The organism is Nocardia sp. NRRL WC-3656 (assembly GCF_000720265.1).
In the GTDB taxonomy this organism is placed as follows: Bacteria; Actinomycetota; Actinomycetes; order Mycobacteriales; family Mycobacteriaceae; genus Nocardia; species Nocardia nova.
Genome location: NZ_JOJF01000032.1, coordinates 1 through 19,829 on the forward strand (window position 1 = coordinate 1; position 19,829 = coordinate 19,829).

Genomic DNA, 19,829 nt, shown 5'->3' on the forward strand with positions numbered 1-19,829 from the left:
CCCCAGCGAACAGGAGGACACCCCAGCACTGACCGCCTGACCGACCAGGATCACGCGGCAATCACCCCGATACACCACGCAATTGGACTTGACCATTCCCTGCACCGAGTTGTCCCGCGCAATGTCTTTGGCGACCCGCTCGGGCCAGACCACCGCGAGCACAATTACGGCGATCGGAATACCGACTGCCGCAACGAGTCCCCACCCCTCAGCCGTCATTGCCGCGTGCTATCCGGGACAAGATGCTTCGCTTCGATGAGACGCTGCTTCGCCTGCTGCTTGACCGGGCAGACACACAGCGCACAGTCGATATGCACCTGCATGATGATGTGCGCGTAGCCGACCGTCATCACCGGCACACGATCGTGATTCATCACCCCGTACATTGCTGACTCCCCTACTCCCCTGGTCCTTGAAACCGTCCAGCTCAGATCACCAGTCGCAAGCAGCTCGTGGTAGCGATACCGTGGTGACAAAGCGCGCATCCGTGATCTGTCACCAGCGGGGATGAGATGACCAGTGCACGATTGCCACATATGACCGCGAACCGAGTCGGACGGATGGTGCGCCGCTACCGCCTTATGCGGAGACAGACCCAACGCGAGCTGGCCGCGGCGCTGTTCTGCGATCATTCGTGGATCGCTTCCATCGAGGCAGGCCGGCGCTGGCCCGGCAATCGAGCGTGGGCGGAACAGGCAGACCTGGCGCTCGTTGCAGACGGCGAGGTGGTCACGGCTTGGGACGCGGACCAGATCGAACGATCCCGAGCGGCCGACACCATGCGGATGCTCGAGGATGCTCGGCGCGGGTCGGAGGCGCTGCTGGCGGCGCCGGACGGAGTCTCACTCGATGACATCGGCCAGCGCATCGTGGACATCGCTACACAGGCGCGCTTGGAGTCCTATGACCGCACCCTCGATCGTGCCCTTGCACTCCGGGCAGAGTTGACGCGGCGGCTGCGAGTGGGCGCGTACAACCCGAACACGATTCGCGACCTCTACGTAGCGCTCGGGCGCGTGTGCGGTGTGCTGGCATATCTCACCCTCGACCTCGGGCAGCACTCCCATGCGAAGTTGCACGCCGAAGCGGCCTTCCAGCTCGGTGAGCGAGCCAACCACGACCAACTCCGTGCGTGGGCGCGGGGAACCCAGGCGCTCGCACACCGCTTCACGCGTGATTTCGAGTTGGCCCGCGACGCTGCGGAGGACGGTTTGCGCTACGTCAGCGCATCGACCGGCACCAGTGAGCCACGGCTGTTGTGCAGCTTGGCAGCATCGGTAGCCAACCTCGGCAATTCAGAGGGGGCCGCAGAATTGCTCGTACAAGCCGACCGGGCGCGCGATCACGGAGCCAACAACGATGAGATACCAGGTCTGTTCACCTTCACACCCGCGAAACAGATTTACTATCACGGGTTTTCACTCATGTGGGCCGATGATGCCAAGACCTTGAAGCGTTCGGTGAAAGCATCGGAAGAAGCCCTGCGCGCGTGGAAAAATCAGCGTTCACCCGGTGATGAGATGCTGACAACGATTTATCTCGCCATGTCCAGCGCCCGGCTGGGCGACCTCGACGCCAGCTTGGCCGCGGTAGCGCCGGTCCTCGAACAGCCGATCGAACATCATTTTTCGTGGGTACGAAAGCGGCTCAACCAACTGGATGAGATTCTGGCACAACACTTCCCGGATTCACAGGCGGCGGCGGAGGAACGCGAGGTATTGAGCGCGTACGTGCACGCCGCATGAGGCATGAACGCTATCGAAAGCTGTAGGGCGAGGCGAGCATTGAGCGATTCGAATACATCGCCCCGCCCTGCGTCATCAGCTCAATTGTCGCATCCGTCGCAAGCACTGAACCGCGAGAGCGACATCACGCAAACCAGAAGTGTCGCCGGTGCGGAGCACCACGACGGTACACAGCGCCAGATAGCAGACGAAGCAACCCGACCCGAGCAGGGCGATATCAAACATGTAGAACTCCTGAAGAAGTGCACGAGAGACCGCGAATACGCACCAATCAATTCGCAGGCAGATATGTCGACCCGGGCCTCAGCCCCGACCCGGACTCTGCCGACTCGAGCAGCAGAGCGCAGCGATTACGCTGCCGAGCGTTACGCTCGCGTTTTCACTCTCCGGCACTGTATCCAATGCGAAGTCCCCCACAGGCTGCATCACACAAGAAACAGTGAACGAGATTGTGCTATATCAGACCAATTGCCCTCCAACACTTTACAGATCATCGATCGCAATTATCGCGCATGCTCGACGCGGCAGCAAGTGGCGGAGGGCGACCCGGTCACTCCGGCGGGGGCAGTAATGGCCCGAGGGGACCGAGGTCGATGTTGAGGTCTTCCGGGGTGAGGCCGAAGTGTTCGCGCAGTTCCGCCATGCGTTGTTCGAGCAGCATCAGCGTGGTGCCGATGCGTTCGACCTGGGTGTCGGTGAGGTCGCCGGCGTCCACGCGGCGCAGCGCCTGCCGCTCCATGAGCTGACGCAGCAACTCCACCAGGGTGAGCACGAGGGTGACCAGTCCGCGCTCCACCGATTCCGGATCGGTGTCGATTCGCGGTGGGATACCGCCGAATTCAGTCATCGCCGGATTCGTGCCCGGCGGGCGTCGCGGATATGGCCGGCGGGAACAGGGTGCTGATCGAGGAGATGAGGGCGCGTAGCGAGATCTGCACCAGATCCACATCGGCGATGGCCAGTTTGATGTCGCCGGTGATGATCACACCGCCGGCCAGCACCCGGTCCAAGAGGTCCACCAGCGCGATGCGCCGCTCGGCGTCGACGCCGCGATCGGGCGATGTGGTGCCGGCCCGCGTCATATCGGCCCGCGTCATGTCGGCTCACGTTGTACGCCGGCGAACGAATACGGTGGCCACGGGCCGGTGAGTTCGAGCCGGATACCGGGAAATTCGGCGCCGAGCGCGTTCACGGTCGCCGTGAAGTCCTCGGTCCGGTCGTCGTCGACGAGGTAGGTGCCGTTGAGCACCATCCAGTCCCGGCGGCCGCTCACCGCCGGATCGGTCAGTGGCTGACATCGTCCGGCCGCGGCCCGGCGCAGCAACCGCTCGTGCACCTGCGCCGCCCGCTCGGCCGCGTCGCGTTCGACCGTCTCCTGCGCGGACAATTGCGCGCGCCGCCGGGCGAGATACGCTGCGCCCGGCGTCATGGTGCCGGCTTCGGCCTTGGCCTCGGCCACGGCGGCGGTGAGGACGGAACGGTCGCCGTAGGCGCGCACTCCCCACTCGGTGCGCCCGCTCACCAATTCCAGCGCCGCGGCGAAATCCGCTCGTCGTTCGTCGAGCAGCTCGCGCACCCGCTCGTCGTCGCGAAAGACGGTGGCCAGCCGCAACGGTACGGCCGGGCCGCGGCGCACCACGGCCGAGACGACCGCGTCGTGTGCCCGCGCGATCGCCTCGAGCCAGTCCAGATCCTCGAAGTTCCGGCGCAGCGGCTCCTCGCCGAACACGTCCAGCGGCACCGAGCCGACGATCGCGGTGAGATCGCCGGAAACGATCGTCCGCACCGGCTCCCCCGCGACTCCGGTCGGCGCGGCGGTTTCCGCCTTCTCGTCGCTGTGGGGCGCCACCGCGTACAGCCAGACCAGGCAACGATCCGTCACGATCGCTCTTTCCTCGACTCGCGTCCACGCTCGATAGGCTGCCGGCGTTCGTTCGCCGCCTCCAATTGGGCGATCCGCTCGCGCAATTCCCGGTTCTCGATTTCCAGGTCGCTGTCCTGCTTTTCCAGCGTATGAGCCTTACTGCTGAGCCAGGGATCGGTCTCCCACCAGTCGATGCCCACCGCCTTGGCCGTCTCGAGGGACGCGACCACCAACCGCAACTTGATGGTGAGCAGTTCGATGTCGAGAAGATTCACCTGGATATCGCCCGCGATCACCAAGCCCTTGTCGAGGACTCGCTCCAGGATGTCGGCGAGATTGGTGGAGTGGTGCCCGCCCCCACCCCCGCCCCCGTAGGGCTGCGGCGCGTACGATTCGCCTCCGACCACGGTCATCGCTATCCCCTCGTGCCGATGTCGGTGCTGCCGCGGATGTAGCGCTTGGTTCTGCGATAGGCCAGCAGGTTCTCGTCGAAATCGATCTCCACCTGATAGAGCGCCATGATGTCCGCCGAGGAGGGGATACGGCGATCCTCGAGCACCTCGATCTCCACCAGCCACCCGTCGTCGGTCGGCTCCACGCTCGTGACGCCCTGGAGGGGGTGCGACGTCAATTCCGCGAGGCATTCGACCGCCACCCCCGCGGCCTGCGCGGCGGTGAGTGGCGGTTGTTCGTCCGATGCCTGGGCATCGTCGGAGATGGTGTCGCGGGCCACGGGAGTCACTTCTTCCGGTCGGTCGGACCTACTTCGGACCGGTCATCCGATTCAGGATCTCTTGTTGCGCTTGCGCGGCCTCCTCCGCGGACAGCTCGCCGGCGGCTGCGGCACGGTCGATGTCCTCGAGCTCGCGCCGCAACCTCACGGGATCGTGCATTTGCTGTTCGACCTGCTCCTGGATCAATTCACTCAGCCAGATCACGCCACGAACCGGCGCGGCGGGAAGCAGAAGTATCGATGAGATCAAACCCATGCCTCACCCCTCCGGTGCGCGCTTCGTCACGAAGTCGTAGGCCGCCATCGGCCCGAGCAGACTCAACTCCACCCGGCCGTCCCAGTCCGACATGAGCCGGCGCAACAACTCCTCCAGCTCGTCCTGGCGGGCCGTTTCGATCAGTGCGGCGAGGTGCACGGCATCCTCTTCGTGGGTGGGGTCGCGCAGGTTCACCATCGCCTCGAGTTTCTCGAGTTCGGAAGCCACTTTGCGGGTGTCCTCGGCTCGCTTCGTCTCGATGGCCTGATTGATCATCTCGCCCAGCATGATTCGCTCGTTGCGGGTCGCATCCTCCGATTTCCCACGGATCTCGTCTCGGAGGCGGGCGGCGTCGGCATTCTCGTCGAGCAGTTCGCGCAAGATCGCATTCTCGACGTAACGTCCTCTGATAACGAACTGCACCCGCCCCTCGAGTTCCACCAGGGCCGCGTGGAATTCGTCTTCGTTCGCCTCGAGCAGTTCATTTTCCACCGCATCGGTGTCGGTCATGACCGCGCCGAACCGCAGCGGCAGCACTGGGGCCACCGCCGCGGACCCGTCGAGAAGTTTCTCGTGGGCGGTGAGGTCCTGGGGTGTGCCCAGGGGCCGATCGGAGGAGAGCGGACTGACCAGCGCGGCGATGTCGCCGTGCCGCACGACCGTTACTTCACCCGGTGGATCGCCGACTCCGGTGGCGTGTGGCTGCGGCTCGACGTCGGCGGGCACGATGCCGTAGACGTATACGGCGGTTGCATCGGCAGCCATCACCGCTCCTCCCGCTTGGAGGGCCGGTGCACCGTCTGCCGCTTTTCCTGCACATCGCCGAGGAAGTCGGCGACCTTCTTGCCGGCCGCGTCGAGTGCGCCCTTCGTCTTGTGCTCGGCCGCACCCTCGGTGACCTCGCCGACGATGTCGGTCAGCCCCTTCGGCTCACTGGTCGATATCTCGAGCCGGTTCACCGCTTCGGCGAACCGCAGATATGTGTCGACACTGGCGACCACGACGCGCGCGTCGATGGTCACCAATTCGATGCCCACCAGCGACACCCGGGCGAACGCGTCGATGACCAGGCCCTTGTCGAGGATGGTGTCGATTACATCGGCCAGGCTGGACGAATTCGGCCGAGCCATCGTGCCGGCTCCACCTCCGCCCCCGCCTCCCGCGGGTTCGATCGTCATCTTCTTGCTCCTCCGCTCACACGTGGCCGGCGAGTGACCGAGCTCTTGCGGGCGGCCGTTCGGCGGCGAGGCGGCTCCGGTTCTTCCTCCTCGTCCCGATCGCTCCGATCCCGGTCCTGCTCGTCTTCCTCGTCCTCCTCGTCTTCTTCTTCCTCATCCGGTTCTTCGTCGACAGCTTCCTCGTCGGCGTTGTCCTCGTCGGCGTTGTCCTCTTCGTGGTCTTCCTCGGCGGCGTTTTCTTCCTCTTCGCGCTGTCGCGCCGTCTCGTCGTCTTCCACGACCTCGCCGTCGCGGATCTCGCCGTGCCAGCCGACGATGTCGTCGCTGTGCAGGACCGCGTCGGTCATGACATGACGCTGAAAGTGCTTGAGCTCCAACCGGCATCGGCGCCCGGCGGCGCGCCACATATTGGCGGTCTTCTCGAACACTCCCTGCGGGTGGTACTCGAGCACCACCAGGATGCGGGTGAGGTTCGGGGTGAGCTCGTAGAAGCCGACGGCACCGTCGATATAGCCCTTGGCGCCCTTGGAACGCCAGATGATTCGCTCGAACGGAATCTGTTCGATGATCGTGGACTCCCAGGTTCGCCTCGACCAGAACACCTTGCCGGTCCAGCTGAGTTTCTCATCGGAGACCTGCTCGACCTGCTCGAGCTTCTTCGTGAACTTCGGGAAGTCCGCGAATTGGGTCCACTGGTCGTAGGCCAGATCGATCGGCACGCCGACGTCGATCTCCTCGACGATATTGGTCAGCTTGAGCTTCTTCCCGCCGCCGCCTTTGCCACCACCGGTCAGCGCATTCTTGATCGATTCGAACTTCTCCCCGGCCGAGTGCTTGAGTTTGCTCATACCTCCGCTCATGAGGGCCTGCAGTGGGGAGGCGCCGCCGGCCAGCTTGTCGACGCCGGTCACGGCCGCGAGTAGATTTCCCTCGCCACCCGCATAGTCGTTCAACCGGCCGGCAGTCTTCGAGACCCGGTTCGACAGCCCTTCCACCGCGCGTTCGGCCAGCGTCCCCGCGAGGCTCTGTACCGATTGCTGGAGCGGGCTGGTGGGCTGAGCCGTTTTCGCCATCGCTCTCACCTCCTCGTGCGTCGCACGGGCGGTTCGTCGGAATCGGTGCTGCTACGGCGTCGGCTGACCGCTACGGGTTTGCGTTCCGCGGATTTGCGAGTGGAAGTCCGAGAAGTCGTCTTCCGCGCGCGGGGGGCCGCGGACTTGCGCGCCCGCGGGGCGGGCGGCTCCCGGTCTTCTTCCTCCTCCTGGCCTTCCTCCTCCTGGCCGGAATCGACTTCCTCGAGATCCTCGTCGGAGGATGCCGCGGCCGCCTTCCGGACGGGCTCCTCCTCGCCCTCGTCTCCCGACTCCGCTTCCGGTGCTTCGCGGCCCTTGCCCGACAACAGGGACTCGCCCGACAACAGAGACGAGCCCTGCTGCAGCCGGGTGTTGAGTGAGTCCAGCTGGTTGCTCGCGGCGGTCACCGCGGCGGATCGGGCCGCGCCCACCAATTCGTCGCGAACGGTATCGGTGAGCTGCGTCAGGTCCGCCGACGATTTGAGCAGCGAGGTCCCCCGCTCCAGCAACTCCCCGGGAATGTCCGACGAACGCTTCGCCATCATGGCCCCCGCCACGCCCAGCGCGAAGCGCATCTTGCGGGTGCGACCCAGTACGTAGCCGATGCCCACCCCTATCGCGATACTTGTGCCACCCTTCATGGCCCTCTCCTTGTTTGCTCGCGTGCCGGCACGGCTGCATTGCCGCGGGATCGGCCGAGCGATGACACCCCGATGTTTGGAGTGAGCCACGTCACAGAATGGCCTTACATCAGCGTATACCCAGCTATCGCCCCTGTAGTCCATTAGCCGGAGGGACTTCCGGCATAACGATCACTGCAGTCGCCGGGTGCGCCGCCGTGGACGCAGGACTCGCACCGCCCGCCGCCATCCGCGCGGGGTGGCGACGAATCGCACCGGCCCGTCGAATCTGTCCGGGACGACGTCGGACGCGGGAGTTCCGGCCCGGCGCGCGGCCGCATAGCGGGCCAGCCCCTCCCGGAACGCGACCGGATCTCCGCCGACGTCCGGATGCCGAGCGCGCACGAACCTCCGGTACGCCGCGCGGTCGGCCGACGACCACCCGGCGTCCGCCATGGGCGTCCGCGCTTCCCGGTTCGCCTCGGGATCTCTGCTCGCCATCCCCTCCAGTATCACCACACCCATCGCGCCGAAACCGTGACCGTACGCACTGTCCGAAATGGGTACTCCGTCGCCATGAACGACAGCGCGCAGATTCGACCGGTACCGATGCGGCGGCGGCCTTGGTTCGCGGATCTGGAAGAAGCCGAACGACGTGGCGCCCACGGCAATGCCGGACTCGGCTATTTCGATTGTGATTGCGAGATCTGCCACCGGCGGTTCCGGCCCGCAGCGGTCTGAGAATTCTTCGCGCCGTTCGGTTTTCGGCGAGCAGTCCGATCGCCGGATGTCACGACCACCCGCGTCCGATCCCAGGGTCGACACCCCCGGGGCATCAGGGTTCGACCCTGCGCAACTCGAGGGTGTTTCCGGATCGTCGCGAGATGATCAGTGCGACAGTCTTTCCGGAATGACCGACTCGCACGAAAGCATCGGCACTCCCCCTGAGCCTCCTTCGACAGTCCCGGCGGCGCACAGGTTTACGGCGCGACAGGCTGTTACGTCGCCGCGATGATCATCGAGAAGGTGACCGGCCACCGGTATCAGCAGGAAATCACCGATCGGATAGTGCTACCGCTGCGTCCACCCGATACCACTGCCCCGCAGACCGATACGACGATTCCCGGCCCGCACCCACACGGCTATGTAGCGGTCCCGGACCCCGAGGGAAACAGCCGGCTCGTGGATATCACCGAGCAGAACCCCGGCGCCGGCGGCATGATCTCCACGGCGGGCGATCTCGACCGGTTCCTGGTAGCCCTGTTCTCCGGGCGCCTCTGGGGGAAGACCGGCAGCACCTACGGTTACACGGACGGAATGTTCACCACCCGAGACCTCGGTCGCCGCCTGGTCTACTCCTTCACCCCGGGTCACGGGTGGCGGCAACGATATGGTGCTCGTGTGAACGGGCTGATCTCGGCGGCGTTCGTTCCCACTGTTGGGAACCGTTGACAACGAGCTCAGGCGCCGATATCACCGGCCAGTACGGGCCAGGAATCGTGGAGGTCCGCCTCGAACAGTCCCCAGGTGTGGGAGCCCTCGGGCCGGTCCACGAACACCGCCGGAATGCCGAGCTGTCCGAGCCGACCGGCGAAAGCGCCGGTACACGCACTCGCGACGGCCTCCACCGGTGGGAAGGGCAGTCCCCGGTCGATACCACCCGGGATGCCGGACGCCGCCGACAGATAGATGGCCTTGCCCGCCAGGGCGCCGGCTCGCACGAACGCATCGTGTACGGGCCACGCCCCGGTTCCCGGCAGGCCCCACATATTGCCCGGATTACCGCCGCCCCGCACGACCTGGGCACTCACCATCGCGATTCCTGCCGGATCGTTCGACCACGGGCACCCGCTGTAGGAGGCCACCGCGGCGAAGCGTTCCGGCGCCTGGATCGCGAGGTCCACCGCCGACGCCCCGCTCATCGACACCCCGGCGATCGCATTGCGGCCCGTGGTCCCCAGCTGGGCGTCGACCACGTCGGGCAGTTCCTGGGTGAGGTAGGTCTGCCAGCGATTGCGGCCCATCATCGGGTCGTCGGCGATCCAATCGGTGTACATGCTGTTGGGCCCGCCGATCGGCATCACCACATTGACATGCTTGTCGGCGAAGAACGCGCGCACATCGGTGTCGTCCCACCAGGAGATGTTGTCCACACCGCCGCCGATGCCGGTGAGCAGATAGAGCGTGGGCGCCGGTCCACCACCGGCCGCGCGGATCACCCGGTTCGTGATCACCCGGTCCATCGATGGCGAATAGACGTCCATCTCGACCGCCGCCGGACCCAGCGGATGCTCGCCCACCACATTCGCCGCCGGGTCCGCCGCGGCCGGACCCGCCGCGAAAGTACCCCCGGCAACGACCGCACACACCATTACGAGAAGTCGCGTGATTACCGTCACGACAAGGGACTACCCCGCCATGATCATCGCAACGCGGCCGAACCCGTGACCGGCCGCGGACGGCCGGTCACGGGCAGGAAATCAGCCGAGACGCGCCTCGATCGCCTCGATGATGCGCGGCCGCAGCTCGCGAGCGCTGATCACCGCGTCGACCGAACCGACCTCGACGGCGCGGTGGATGTTGTGCACCCGGTCGAACTCGGCGGCGACCTCGCCCAGCTTCTCCGCGCGCACCTGCGAACGGACCTCGTCGAGTTCGGCGGACAGCTCCGCGCGCTCGGTACCCGACGCGTTCGCGACCCGCGACTCCAGTTCACGCACCCGCGAATCCGACGCGGTGCGGGTGTTGACGTCACCGGCGAACACCACGGCCGCGGCCGGTGCGCCACCGAGCACCGAGGCGAACGAACCCTCCAGCGCGAGCACGGTCATATTCGGGTTCAGCGCCTTCGAGAACACCACGAACGCACCGCCGTGGTAGCGCGAGATCACGCAGAACACGATGGGCCCGCGGAAGTTCACGATCGCGCGCCCGATTTCGGCACCGTATTCGAGCTGCAGCTTGCGCATCGACTCCGGCGATCCGTCGAAGCCGGACAGATTCGCCAGGACCACCAGCGGGCGGTTGCCGCTGGCCGCGTTGATCGCGCGAGCCGCCTTCTTCGACGACCGCGGGAACAGCGTGCCCGCGGTGTAGGTGTCGGGTCCGTCCGTGGACGGGAAGCCACGCCGCGGCACACCCCGCGATTCGATGCCCAGCAGGCAGACCGGGATACCACCCACATGCGCGTCCTGGACGACTGTGGTCTCCGCATCGGCCATACCCGCCCAGCGCTCCAGCACGGCGTGGTCCTGATCGGCCAACGCCCGCATCACGGTGCGAATATCGAAGGGCTTCTTGCGATCCGGGTTCGTGGTCGCGGAGAAGATCTCGCCGACGGTCGTGAAATCGCTGTCCGGCACGTTGTGCGGGAACGTGCACACGTCGCGATCGATCGGGTCGGTGGTCTGCGCGCGGCGCGGACCCTGCTCACCGGGAGCGATGTAGGTGTGGTCGTAGTGCGACATCAGCACATCGCGAGCTCCGGCCAGATTCGGCGCCCAGTACTGCGCCTGACCGTTGGGGCCCATCACGCGGTCGTAGCCGCCGATGCCGAAGTTGTCCTCGGCCGACACACCGCCGGAGAAGTCCAGCGCCTGCTTACCGGTCAGCACCATCGCCGAATCCGGGGTCATCACGAGGATGCCCTTGGTGTGCATGAGCATCGTCGCCTCGGCGTTCCAGTACGGCTGCGCGCCGACGTTGATGCCGGAGACCACGATGTTGATCTCGCCGCCGTCCTGGGTGAATTCGACGATGCGCTTGAGCGCCGCCGCCACCCAGTCCATGTTCTCCGTACCGGACTTCATCGAGATCCGGGCGCCGGAGGACAGCGCGTACCACTCGAGCGGCACCTGCATCTGCTCGGCCAGATCCAGCGCCGCGATCACCCGGCGGCACTCCGGCTCCGAGAGCGCGCCCAGCGACTTGGTCGGATCGCCGAGCAGCACCACCCGCGTGATGCCCTGCGGATGCCGGTCGGTCGGCGTGTTCACCACACCGGCGACCATCGCCGCGGTGTTGCGGCCCCTGGGCCGGTCGACGGGGACGAGGGTGTGCTCGGCGTCGAGGTCGTATTCGGTGAAAGTGCCGAGCAGACCGGTCAATTCGTACGGGTACACGGTGCCGCGGCTGGCTGCCCGCAGCACCTTCTGGCGGTACTCGTCGAGCGGTTCGACCGGATCGTCGGTGCGCTCGCCGACGGTGACCTCGGTGCTGCCGGTGGCATCGAAGCGGATGCGCACGACGAGCTTGACGAGCTCACCGGTCTGCGCGTCGGGCTGGCGGGCGATGAGCAGGATCTCCTCCAGCCCGGCGCCCGCGGTGGCCGGTTCGACGCGACCGACGATGGTGTCCAACTCGGCGCGGGTCACATCCAGCGGCGGCCAGATGTAGAGCACGATCCGGTTGGTGTGGAAGCGCTTGGCCGACGGCCGCCGCGACTGCGCCCGGCGGATCGAATCGACACAGGTGGCGACCGTGCTCTCGGCGGTCGGCAGCGACAGCAGGCGGCCCTCGTGGTCACGCAGCGCGGTCAGGTCGCGCACCTGCGCGAAGGCGATCAACCGCTCGTCGGCGGGGTTCTCCTTCGCGACACCACGGAACAGGTAGACCTCCTCGTCGGAGGACGGCAGCCGGGTGAGATCGAATTTGCGCAGGCGGCGCATCTGCATCCGCTCGGCGATATAGGGGTGCAGACCGCGGATCAACCGCTCCTCGGCCAGACCGGTCGCCGACGGGCGGAAGGTGAAGTGGTGGTGCATCACCGCGCCGTTGCTGCCTGCGACGGTGGCCGTGATCCGATTCACCTGGTTGGGCAGCGACCGGGCGCCGAGCACCTCCTGCAAGGCGGCGGCCATCGCGTCGAAGTCCTCCGGCTGGTTCTCCCAGCCGAGGTAGATGTCGGCCTCGATGGAGGCGGCGCCGGCGGCCAGTTCGGTGAGCCCGCTGAGCACCGTGTCGAGCGAGTCGAAACTGACCGCCGCGGAGACCAGATTCACACCGCGGCGTTCGGCGACCACGAAGGTGCAGCCGTCCACCTCCTGGGTGCGGACGTCGGTCAGGCCCTTGTTGCCGTAGTACCGCCGGGTCAGCACCTCGAGCATGACGGTGTTGTCGGGGTTGCCCCGCACCAGCCGCTGGGCCAGCAGCCGAACCAGCGGTTCGGTGCTGCGCACCATCTCGGCGATGCGATCGGCGCGGTCGGCGGCGTCCGGATGTGCGTCCAGATGGCTCAGATGCTTGCGGACCGTGGTGTAGACGCGGGCGCGGTTGCGGCGCAGCAGCGGCTGGCCGTACCAGGCGTAGACCACACCGCGGGTGATGTCGGCGATCACCGGGAAGCGCACCTGGGTCGCGGCCACCAGCCGCTCCAGCGCCAGGCCCACCGGTTCCTGCAGCACCCGATCCGGCACCGGCTCGCCCAGCCATTCGCGCAGCAGCGTGGTGACGACGGTGACCGTGTCGGACGGGCGCTGCTGGGCGAGGAAGATCCGGAATACCGCGGCCTCGAGTTCCGGGGTGCGCTCCAGGTCGGTGACGCCGTAGTGCGCGAGCGCCTTCGACAGCTTGGCCCGGTAGGACTCCGGCAGTCCGGCCCGCTCGACGTCGAGACTCTGCAGATAGGTGTGGAAATATTCGCGGGCGCTGTGGACGTGGCCGTGGCCGGCGTCCTCACCCCAGAACTGACTCAGCTCGGCGAGATCGGTGAAGACCCCGATCAGTTCCAGTTCCTCGGCGAGCGGGCGGCGGTTGTCCGCGATCGCCGCGCGGCGCGCGGCCAGGTAGTCCGTCAGCACACGGCCGCCGTCGTGCGGGTCGACGTCGAAACCGAGCAGCAGCCCGCGCAGATCCTCCTGGCCGCGCACGGTGCGCTCGTGGGCCAGCACCTCGGTGGGTGCGGTGGGCAGGTCCAGTTCGACCGACTCGACCGCGGCGGCCTCGTCGGCCTGATCGTCGTCGGCGATCGGTTCCAGCCGCAGCAGCGGCGCGCCCGCCTCGACCTGTGAGCCGACCGAGACGCTGCACTCCTTGAGGCGCGCCTTGAACGGCGACCGCAGCACGGTCTCCATCTTCATCGACTCGAGGACCAGCACGGGCGCGCCCGCCTCGACCTCGTCGCCGACCTCGAGCGGCTTGGCGACGACCAGCGCGGGCGCGGGCGAGCGCACGACACCGCCTTCGTCACGGCTCACCCGATGCGTCACGCCGTCGACATCCACCACGTGGGTGGGGCCGTGCGTGCCGGTGACCAGCCGATACCGGGTGCCGTTGACCACGATCTGACCGGTGTGGCGGTCGAAACGCTCGAGATCGACGTCCGCGGTGGCGATCTCGCCGGCCGCCTCGATGCCGATCCGGAATCGGTGCGCGCCGACTCGCGCGACCCGCAGGCGGTAGCTCGCGCCACGCAGCTTCAGATCCAGCGGGCGGCCGCTCTCGTGCTGCACCTGCGGGCGGCCACCGGCGGCGGTGGACAGCAGCCGATGCCGCTCGGCCCGCTCCTCTTCCTCGTAGGCGTCGATGGCGGCGGCGGCCAAGGCGACCGCGGTGTGCCGCTGGGCCACCAATCGGCCCTCGCCGCGCACCCGGTCGATCCAGCCGGTGTCGGCGCTGGCGTCGATGACCTCGGGCTGGTCGAGCAGATCCAGGACGAAGCTCTTGTTGGTCGCGCCGCCCTCGATGATCACGCGGGTCTCGCCGACCGCGCGGCGCAGCCGGCCCAGGGCCTCTTCGCGATCGCGGCCGTAGGCGATGATCTTGGCGATCATCGAGTCGAAGTCGGCGGGGATGGTGTCGCCCTCACTGACACCGGTGTCGACGCGGATACCCGGGCCGGCCGGCAGATCCAGCAGGGCGATGCGGCCCGGCGCCGGGGCGAAGTCGCGGTCGGGGTCCTCGGCGTTGAGGCGGGCCTCGATGGCGTGCCCGCGTTCGGCCGGCGGCTCACCCTCGAGCCGTCCGCCGGAGGCCACGTGCAACTGCGCCCGGACCAGGTCGAACCCGGTGGTGTACTCGGTGATCGGGTGCTCGACCTGCAGGCGGGTGTTGACCTCCAGGAAGGCGAACAGCTCGTCGCCGGGGTGGTAGAGGAATTCGACGGTCGCCGCGCCGCGGTAACCGACCGCCACCGCGAGCCGCTCGGCCGAGGCCTTGAGATCGGCGACCTGTTCGGGCCGCAGCACCGGCGAGGCGGACTCCTCGATGACCTTCTGATTGCGCCGCTGCACCGAGCAGTCACGCACGCCCAGCGCCCACGCGGTGCCCTGACCGTCGGCGATCACCTGAACCTCGACGTGGCGAGCGCCGGTGACCAGCCGCTCCAGGAAGACGACACCGCTGCCGAAGGCGCGGGCCGCTTCCTGGCTGGTGCGCTCATAGGCGTCGACCAGTTCGGCTTCGTTGGTGATGACACGGATACCGCGACCACCACCACCGGCGGTGGCCTTCAACATCAGCGGATAGCCGATGTCCTTGGCGGCCGCGATGGCGGCGTCCAGCGTCTCGACCGCACCGCGGCTCCAGGGCGCCACCGGCACCCCGACCTCTTCGGCGATCAGCTTCGCGCCGATCTTGTCGCCGAGTTTGCGCATGGCGTCCGGGCTCGGACCGATGAACGTGATACCGATGTGCTCGCACAGTTCCGCGAAAGCGGGATCCTCGGCGACGAAACCCCAGCCGACCCAGGCGGCGTCGGCCTTGGTCGCCACCAGCGCCTTCTCCAGCGCCTTCAGATCCAGGTAGGGGCGGGCGGAAGCCGGACCGAGGTCGTAGGCGATATCGGCCTCGCGCACGAACGTCGCGTTCCGGTCGACATCGGTGTACAGAGCGACGGTTTCGATCTGTCGCGCGGTCGCCGCGGCCAAATCTCGGACGGCGTGGATGAGGCGCATTGCGGCCTCACCCCGGTTCACGATGGCGATGCGGCTGAACACTCGCCGACTCCTTTCCACAGCGTAGGCCCGGTGCATGGGCAGAATTCGAGGTATCGCGGCTCCGCGTAGTGTGCACCTTTATTCCACGAATGTGTACGCCGTGCAGGGTTACCCGCACGTATCGTGTGGGATCCCATAGGAGTCGTCCGGCCGATTCCCGCCGAAGCGCGGTATCGAGACATGCGTGAGCGAGCGCCGGGTCGTATGACCCGGGCAACATCGAAGCAGATCAGAGCATCAATCGACGTCGCCGCCCGCGGCCGTGGCCGGCGTCGGATTGCGATTGGGGGGCGAGTCGGCGACGGCGCGGCGAATCAGCGGATCTCAGGAGGCCTTACCGGAGGCCGGCGGAGGGGTGGACGGACCCGAATCGCCGCGGCCGGATCCGTTGGCGGCGCCGTCGCGCGGCTGCTCCGCCCGATCGCCGCCTGCCGCATCGCCGCCTGCCGCATCGTCATCTTCGTCGGCGACACCGTGTTCGGTGCCCTCGTCGGCTTCCTGGTCCGGTTCCGGATGTTCGCGGGAGAAGTCGGCGGGCAGCTTCTTGATGTGCTTGTTCATCGAGCGGATCAACAGCACCGTGCCGGCCAGCAACACGAGGATGATCACCAGACCCAGCGGCGAAGCCTTGCCGAATTCCGGACCGGTCGGGTTCGTGGTGGTGTTCTGGGCCAGCAGCGCGGTGTGCGCGTACAACATCGACATCATCGAACCGTGCCCTCGACCGCTCGGTCGGCGACCATATCGTCGGCGACCATGCCATCTGCCTCCGCATCGTCGGCGTCCCGGATTCCGGCGAACAGGTCGTTCTCCGGAATCGCGGTGCGCACCCGGGTCCTGGCCAGTTCGAATTCCTCGGTCGGCCACAACCGCTGCTGCATCTCCAGCGGGATCGCGAAGAACATGCCGTTGGGGTCGATCTGTGTGGCGTGCGCGCGCAGGGCCTCGTCACGCTGCGGGAAGTACTTGCCGCAGTCGATCTGCGTGGTCACCCGCGACATCACATCGCCGTGTTCCTGGGCGGCCTTGCGGATGCGTTCCATCCAGTCGCGCATCGGGAACGGCTCACCGATCCGGTCGTACTCGTCGGCGAAGGTCTCCAGCCGCTGCAGGCTGAAACCGTGGTTGTAGTAGAGCTTCAGCGGCGTCCACGGTTCGCCCGCGTCGGGGAAGCGCTCGGGGTCGCCGGCCGCCTCGAAGGCCGCCATCGACACCTTGTGGCACATGATGTGGTCCGGATGCGGATAGCCACCGTTCTCGTCGTAGGTGGTCATCACGTGCGGCCTGAACTCGCGCACCACCCGCACCAGGGCCTCGGTGGCCTCCTCGAGCGGCACCAGCGCGAAACTGCCCTCGGGCAGCGGCGGCAGCGGATCTCCTTCGGGCAGACCGGAATCCACGAATCCCAGCCAGCGGTGCTGCACGCCCAGCGCCTTCGCGGCGGCCGCCATCTCCTCGCGGCGGACATCGTCGATGCGATCGAGAATGCCCGGCACATCCATCGCCGGATTGAGGATGGAGCCGCGCTCACCCCCGGTCAGGCTCACGACCAACACGTCGTCACCCTCCGCGGCATATTTCGCGGTGGTGGCGGCGCCCTTGCTCGACTCGTCGTCGGGGTGGGCGTGCACCGCCATGAGGCGCAGCGGCCGATCGAAGCTGCCGCTCACTTCTCGTTCACCTCGTTGCTCACCGTTTCACCTCATAGCCGTCCGCCGTGCCCGAGCGGCACGCGGGTGTCCGAACTGCATTCCCTATAGTTCCATCCGACGGTCTTTTGTTCCGACCTACCCCCTGATCGACCACGGGAGCAACCACATCATGAGCGAGGCGGCACCGCAGTCCGACCGGACCGATCCGGACGGGCGCACCGCCGACGCCGCGACCGGGGCGACGGGAGCGGGCAACGATCGGGTGTCGAATCGTTACGGAACCGGTCCCGTGCGCAACCGCCGCTGGGTTCCGATCGCACTCGGCATCGTGGTGGTGATACTCGGGCTGATCGTCGCCTATGTGGGTTATCGGCAGTACGGTCCCAAGGATATCGAGCCCGACCAACTCGGCTACGACGTCGTCGACGATTCCACGCTGACCGTGCACTTCAAGCTGACCCGCAAGCATCCGGAGCAGCCGGTGGTGTGCCTGGTACGGGGCATGGACACCGAGGGCAGCGAGATCGGCCGCCGCGAGGTGCTGATCCCCGGCTCGGACAGCGGAACCGTCGAACTCACCACCACGGTGCGGACCACCGCCCGGCCCGCCAACGGCAATATCTACGGGTGCAGCGATCAGGTACCGGCCTACCTGAAGGCCGGCTGACACCCCCACATTCAAGCCTTCTACCTGCACATATCCAATTCGTGCTAGAATGGCGCGAACACGGTTCCGAACGCTCGGAGCCGTGTTTGCTGCATTGACGGCCAGCGCTGCCGGTTCCCGGGCACACAATGCCCGCGCACCGTCGGGGTTCGAGGAACATCCCCCGGATCGCTCTAGCCGTCGACTGTTGCTGTGCGCGGACACGTGCTCGCGCATGCGCGACGGGTATCACGGACCCCGGCACGCCGGGAACAACTACTAGGGAGTGATCGAGATGACTGAGACGCAAGTGACCTGGCTCACACCGGAGTCGCATGAGAGGCTCAAGAGCGAACTCGACGCGCTCATTGCCAACCGTCCGGTCATCGCGGCCGAGATCAACGAACGCCGCGAAGAAGGCGACCTGAAGGAGAACGGCGGCTACCACGCCGCGCGCGAGGAGCAGGGTCAGCAGGAGGCCCGCATCCGTCAGCTGCAGGAGCTGCTGAACAATGCCAAGGTCGGCGTCGCGCCGACCAAATCCGGTGTGGCGCTTCCGGGTTCGGTGGTCAAGGTCTACTACGACGGCGACGAGACCGATACCGAGACCTTCCTGATCGCGACCCGCGAAGAGGGCCTGGGCCGGTCGGACCTGGAGACCTACTCGCCGAGTTCCCCACTCGGCGGCGCCCTGATCGACGCGAAGGTCGGCGAGACGCGCGAGTACCGCCTGCCCAACGGCAACATGATGAAGGTGACCCTGGTCAGCGCGGAGCCGTACCACAGCTGACGGGAAGGTGTCGTCGATGGACGCGAGCAGCGGCGGTGATACCACCGCGGCTGCGCTGCGCGCGCTCCTCGGCAGATTCGGCCGGGTCGGCAGCAGCCCGGCCGGATACCTTATATAGCTCTACCCATACGAACGGCCGCACCGATTCCGGTGCGGCCGTTCGTCGTTTCCCTGCGTCAGCCCAGCGCGCGCTCCACATCGGCGAGCAGATCGCTGATGTCCTCGATACCGACCGACAGTCGCACCAGATCCGCGGGCACCTCCAGTTCGGAGCCCTCGGTCGAGGCGTGAGTCATCGCACCGGGGTGTTCGATCAGCGATTCCACTCCACCGAGCGATTCGGCGAGGGTGAAGATCTTGGTCCGAGCGCAGAAGTCGTGCGCGGCCTGCTTACCGCCGCGCAGCCGCACCGAGATCATGCCGCCGAAGCGGCGCATCTGCTTCTGCGCCACCGGATTTCCGGGATGTTCGGGCAGGCCGGGGTAGATCACCTGTGAGATGGCCGAGTGCTCGGCGAGGAATCCGGCGAGGGTCTCCGCGTTGTCGCAATGCCGATCCATCCGCAGCGCAAGGGTTTTGATGCCGCGCATGGTGAGGAAGGCGTCGGTGGGACCCGGAACCGCGCCGGCGCCGTTCTGCAGGAAGGCGAAGGCGGCGTCGAGTTCGGCGTCGTTCGTGATCAGCGCACCGCCGACCACATCGGAATGACCGCCCAGATATTTGGTGGTCGAATGCAGCACGATGTCCGCGCCGAGCAGCAGCGGCTGCTGCAGATACGGCGAGGCGAAGGTGTTGTCCACCACCAGTTTCGCGCCGCCGCCGTGCGCGACGTCGGCCAGTGCCGAGATATCGCCGACGTTGAGCAGCGGGTTGGTCGGCGTCTCCAGCCACACCAGTTTGGTGTTGGGACGCAACGCGTCGGCGACCGCGTCCGGATCCGACACCGGGGCCACGGAGTATTCGATACCCCACTGCGTGAACACCTTGTCGATGAGCCGGAACGTCCCGCCGTAGGCGTCGTTCGGGATCACCAGGTGATCACCCGGGCGCAGCGTCGCCCGCAGCACACAGTCGGTGGCCGCCATCCCCGAGGAGAATGCCCGCCCGTAACTCCCGGATTCCAGTGCGGCCAGATTCGCTTCCAGCGCGGCGCGGGTGGGGTTACCGGTGCGGGCGTACTCGTAGCCGCCACGCAGCCCGCCCACGCCGTCCTGGGCGAAGGTCGAGCTCGCGTAGATCGGCACGTTCACCGCACCGGTCTGCGGGTCGGGATCGAACCCGGCATGCACGGCTCGTGTGGAGAACCCCAGCTGATCGTCGGTCATGCCGACCAGCCTA

At 66.9% G+C, this 19,829-nt stretch carries 22 protein-coding genes and 1 pseudogene; 4 read left to right on the forward strand and 19 right to left on the reverse strand.

The genetic code is table 11. The annotated features are described in order from the left end of the window. Together IG65_RS39400 and IG65_RS38710 are read right to left on the reverse strand one after the other, a co-directional pair. Nucleotides 1–219: hypothetical protein (locus tag IG65_RS39400; protein ID WP_036526042.1), on the reverse strand; the 219-nt coding region annotated here is incomplete at its 3' end. After that, nucleotides 216–386, reverse strand: coding sequence for a hypothetical protein (locus IG65_RS38710; protein WP_197039969.1), 171 nt, complete (start codon nt 384–386; stop codon nt 216–218). The genes IG65_RS39400 and IG65_RS38710, both read right to left, overlap by 4 nt. Nucleotides 387–536: 150 nt before the next feature. Here IG65_RS38710 and IG65_RS0129130 point away from each other — a divergent pair, with 150 nt between their 5' ends. Beyond that, nucleotides 537–1,745 carry a helix-turn-helix transcriptional regulator gene (locus IG65_RS0129130; protein WP_156055832.1) on the forward strand — a complete coding sequence of 403 codons (1,209 nt, stop codon included), beginning with the start codon at nt 537–539 and terminating at the stop codon, nt 1,743–1,745. A 75-nt stretch (nt 1,746–1,820) separates the two neighbouring features. Here the strand turns inward: IG65_RS0129130 and IG65_RS38085 are convergent, their stop codons facing one another. The 12 genes from IG65_RS38085 to IG65_RS36560 all read right to left on the reverse strand — a co-directional run bounded on the left by IG65_RS38085 (nt 1,821) and on the right by IG65_RS36560 (nt 7,994). After that, nucleotides 1,821–1,970 (reverse strand): hypothetical protein, encoded by a 150-nt coding sequence (locus IG65_RS38085; protein WP_156055833.1) that lies wholly within the window; start codon nt 1,968–1,970, stop codon nt 1,821–1,823. A gap of 325 nt (nt 1,971–2,295) precedes the next feature. Continuing rightward, the gene (locus tag IG65_RS0129135; RefSeq protein WP_030518151.1) at nt 2,296–2,592 is read right to left on the reverse strand and encodes a gas vesicle protein K; all 297 of its coding nucleotides are present in this window, start codon (nt 2,590–2,592) and stop codon (nt 2,296–2,298) included. Continuing rightward, complete coding sequence (locus IG65_RS0129140) at nt 2,585–2,842, reverse strand: gas vesicle protein (RefSeq protein WP_369801607.1); 258 nt, start codon at nt 2,840–2,842, stop codon at nt 2,585–2,587. Before IG65_RS0129140 ends, IG65_RS0129135 begins: the two co-directional genes overlap by 8 nt. After that, the gene (locus tag IG65_RS0129145; RefSeq protein ID WP_030518153.1) at nt 2,839–3,627 is read right to left on the reverse strand and encodes a GvpL/GvpF family gas vesicle protein; all 789 of its coding nucleotides are present in this window, start codon (nt 3,625–3,627) and stop codon (nt 2,839–2,841) included. Before IG65_RS0129145 ends, IG65_RS0129140 begins: the two co-directional genes overlap by 4 nt. Further along, complete coding sequence (locus tag IG65_RS0129150) at nt 3,624–4,022, reverse strand: gas vesicle protein (protein ID WP_030518154.1); 399 nt, start codon at nt 4,020–4,022, stop codon at nt 3,624–3,626. Before IG65_RS0129150 ends, IG65_RS0129145 begins: the two co-directional genes overlap by 4 nt. A gap of 2 nt (nt 4,023–4,024) precedes the next feature. Next, nucleotides 4,025–4,342: a gas vesicle protein gene (locus IG65_RS0129155; protein WP_030518155.1), complete on the reverse strand. Its 318-nt coding sequence runs from the start codon at nt 4,340–4,342 to the stop codon at nt 4,025–4,027. A 28-nt stretch (nt 4,343–4,370) separates the two neighbouring features. Next, on the reverse strand, nt 4,371–4,598 hold the full coding sequence (locus IG65_RS0129160) for a gas vesicle protein GvpG (protein WP_030518156.1): 228 nt from the start codon (nt 4,596–4,598) through the stop codon (nt 4,371–4,373). A 3-nt stretch (nt 4,599–4,601) separates the two neighbouring features. Next, entirely contained in the window at nt 4,602–5,363 is a 762-nt protein-coding gene (locus tag IG65_RS0129165; protein WP_051757144.1) for a GvpL/GvpF family gas vesicle protein, read from the reverse strand. Beyond that, the gene (gene gvpJ, locus IG65_RS0129170; protein WP_030518158.1) at nt 5,363–5,776 is read right to left on the reverse strand and encodes a gas vesicle protein GvpJ; all 414 of its coding nucleotides are present in this window, start codon (nt 5,774–5,776) and stop codon (nt 5,363–5,365) included. Before gvpJ ends, IG65_RS0129165 begins: the two co-directional genes overlap by 1 nt. Beyond that, nucleotides 5,773–6,849: an SRPBCC family protein gene (locus tag IG65_RS0129175; protein ID WP_051757146.1), complete on the reverse strand. Its 1,077-nt coding sequence runs from the start codon at nt 6,847–6,849 to the stop codon at nt 5,773–5,775. The genes gvpJ and IG65_RS0129175 overlap by 4 nt, the downstream gene beginning before the upstream one ends. Before the next feature lie 5 nt (nt 6,850–6,854). After that, entirely contained in the window at nt 6,855–7,490 is a 636-nt protein-coding gene (locus IG65_RS0129180) for a hypothetical protein (RefSeq protein WP_030518160.1), read from the reverse strand. Nucleotides 7,491–7,661: 171 nt separating this feature from the next. After that, nucleotides 7,662–7,994 (reverse strand): hypothetical protein, encoded by a 333-nt coding sequence (locus IG65_RS36560; protein ID WP_197039970.1) that lies wholly within the window; start codon nt 7,992–7,994, stop codon nt 7,662–7,664. A 447-nt stretch (nt 7,995–8,441) separates the two neighbouring features. On the opposite strand from IG65_RS36560, the pseudogene IG65_RS0129190 reads away from it, so the two are divergent. Then, nucleotides 8,442–8,921 (forward strand): annotated as a pseudogene (locus IG65_RS0129190) (serine hydrolase); the annotation flags it as partial. A gap of 8 nt (nt 8,922–8,929) precedes the next feature. On the opposite strand, the gene IG65_RS0129195 reads toward IG65_RS0129190, so the two are convergent. From IG65_RS0129195 to mca, 4 genes are all read right to left on the reverse strand, one after another. Then, on the reverse strand, nt 8,930–9,841 hold the full coding sequence (locus IG65_RS0129195) for an alpha/beta hydrolase family protein (protein ID WP_030518163.1): 912 nt from the start codon (nt 9,839–9,841) through the stop codon (nt 8,930–8,932). Nucleotides 9,842–9,949: 108 nt separating this feature from the next. After that, entirely contained in the window at nt 9,950–15,403 is a 5,454-nt protein-coding gene (locus tag IG65_RS0129200) for a carboxyl transferase domain-containing protein (protein WP_030518164.1), read from the reverse strand. A gap of 324 nt (nt 15,404–15,727) precedes the next feature. Next, nucleotides 15,728–16,102: a hypothetical protein gene (locus IG65_RS36240; protein WP_197039974.1), complete on the reverse strand. Its 375-nt coding sequence runs from the start codon at nt 16,100–16,102 to the stop codon at nt 15,728–15,730. Between the two features lie 5 nt (nt 16,103–16,107). Then, nucleotides 16,108–17,040, reverse strand: coding sequence for a mycothiol conjugate amidase Mca (gene mca, locus IG65_RS0129210; RefSeq protein ID WP_051757154.1), 933 nt, complete (start codon nt 17,038–17,040; stop codon nt 16,108–16,110). A gap of 184 nt (nt 17,041–17,224) precedes the next feature. Between mca and IG65_RS0129215 the strand changes: the two genes are divergently transcribed. Both IG65_RS0129215 and greA read left to right on the forward strand, forming a co-directional pair. After that, nucleotides 17,225–17,722, forward strand: coding sequence for a DUF4307 domain-containing protein (locus tag IG65_RS0129215; RefSeq protein ID WP_030518167.1), 498 nt, complete (start codon nt 17,225–17,227; stop codon nt 17,720–17,722). Nucleotides 17,723–17,996: 274 nt separating this feature from the next. Next, the gene (greA, locus tag IG65_RS0129220) at nt 17,997–18,491 is read left to right on the forward strand and encodes a transcription elongation factor GreA (protein ID WP_030518168.1); all 495 of its coding nucleotides are present in this window, start codon (nt 17,997–17,999) and stop codon (nt 18,489–18,491) included. Nucleotides 18,492–18,667: 176 nt separating this feature from the next. Here the strand turns inward: greA and IG65_RS0129225 are convergent, their stop codons facing one another. After that, on the reverse strand, nt 18,668–19,816 hold the full coding sequence (locus IG65_RS0129225) for a cystathionine gamma-synthase (RefSeq protein ID WP_030518169.1): 1,149 nt from the start codon (nt 19,814–19,816) through the stop codon (nt 18,668–18,670). Between the last annotated feature and the right edge of the window lie 13 nt (nt 19,817–19,829).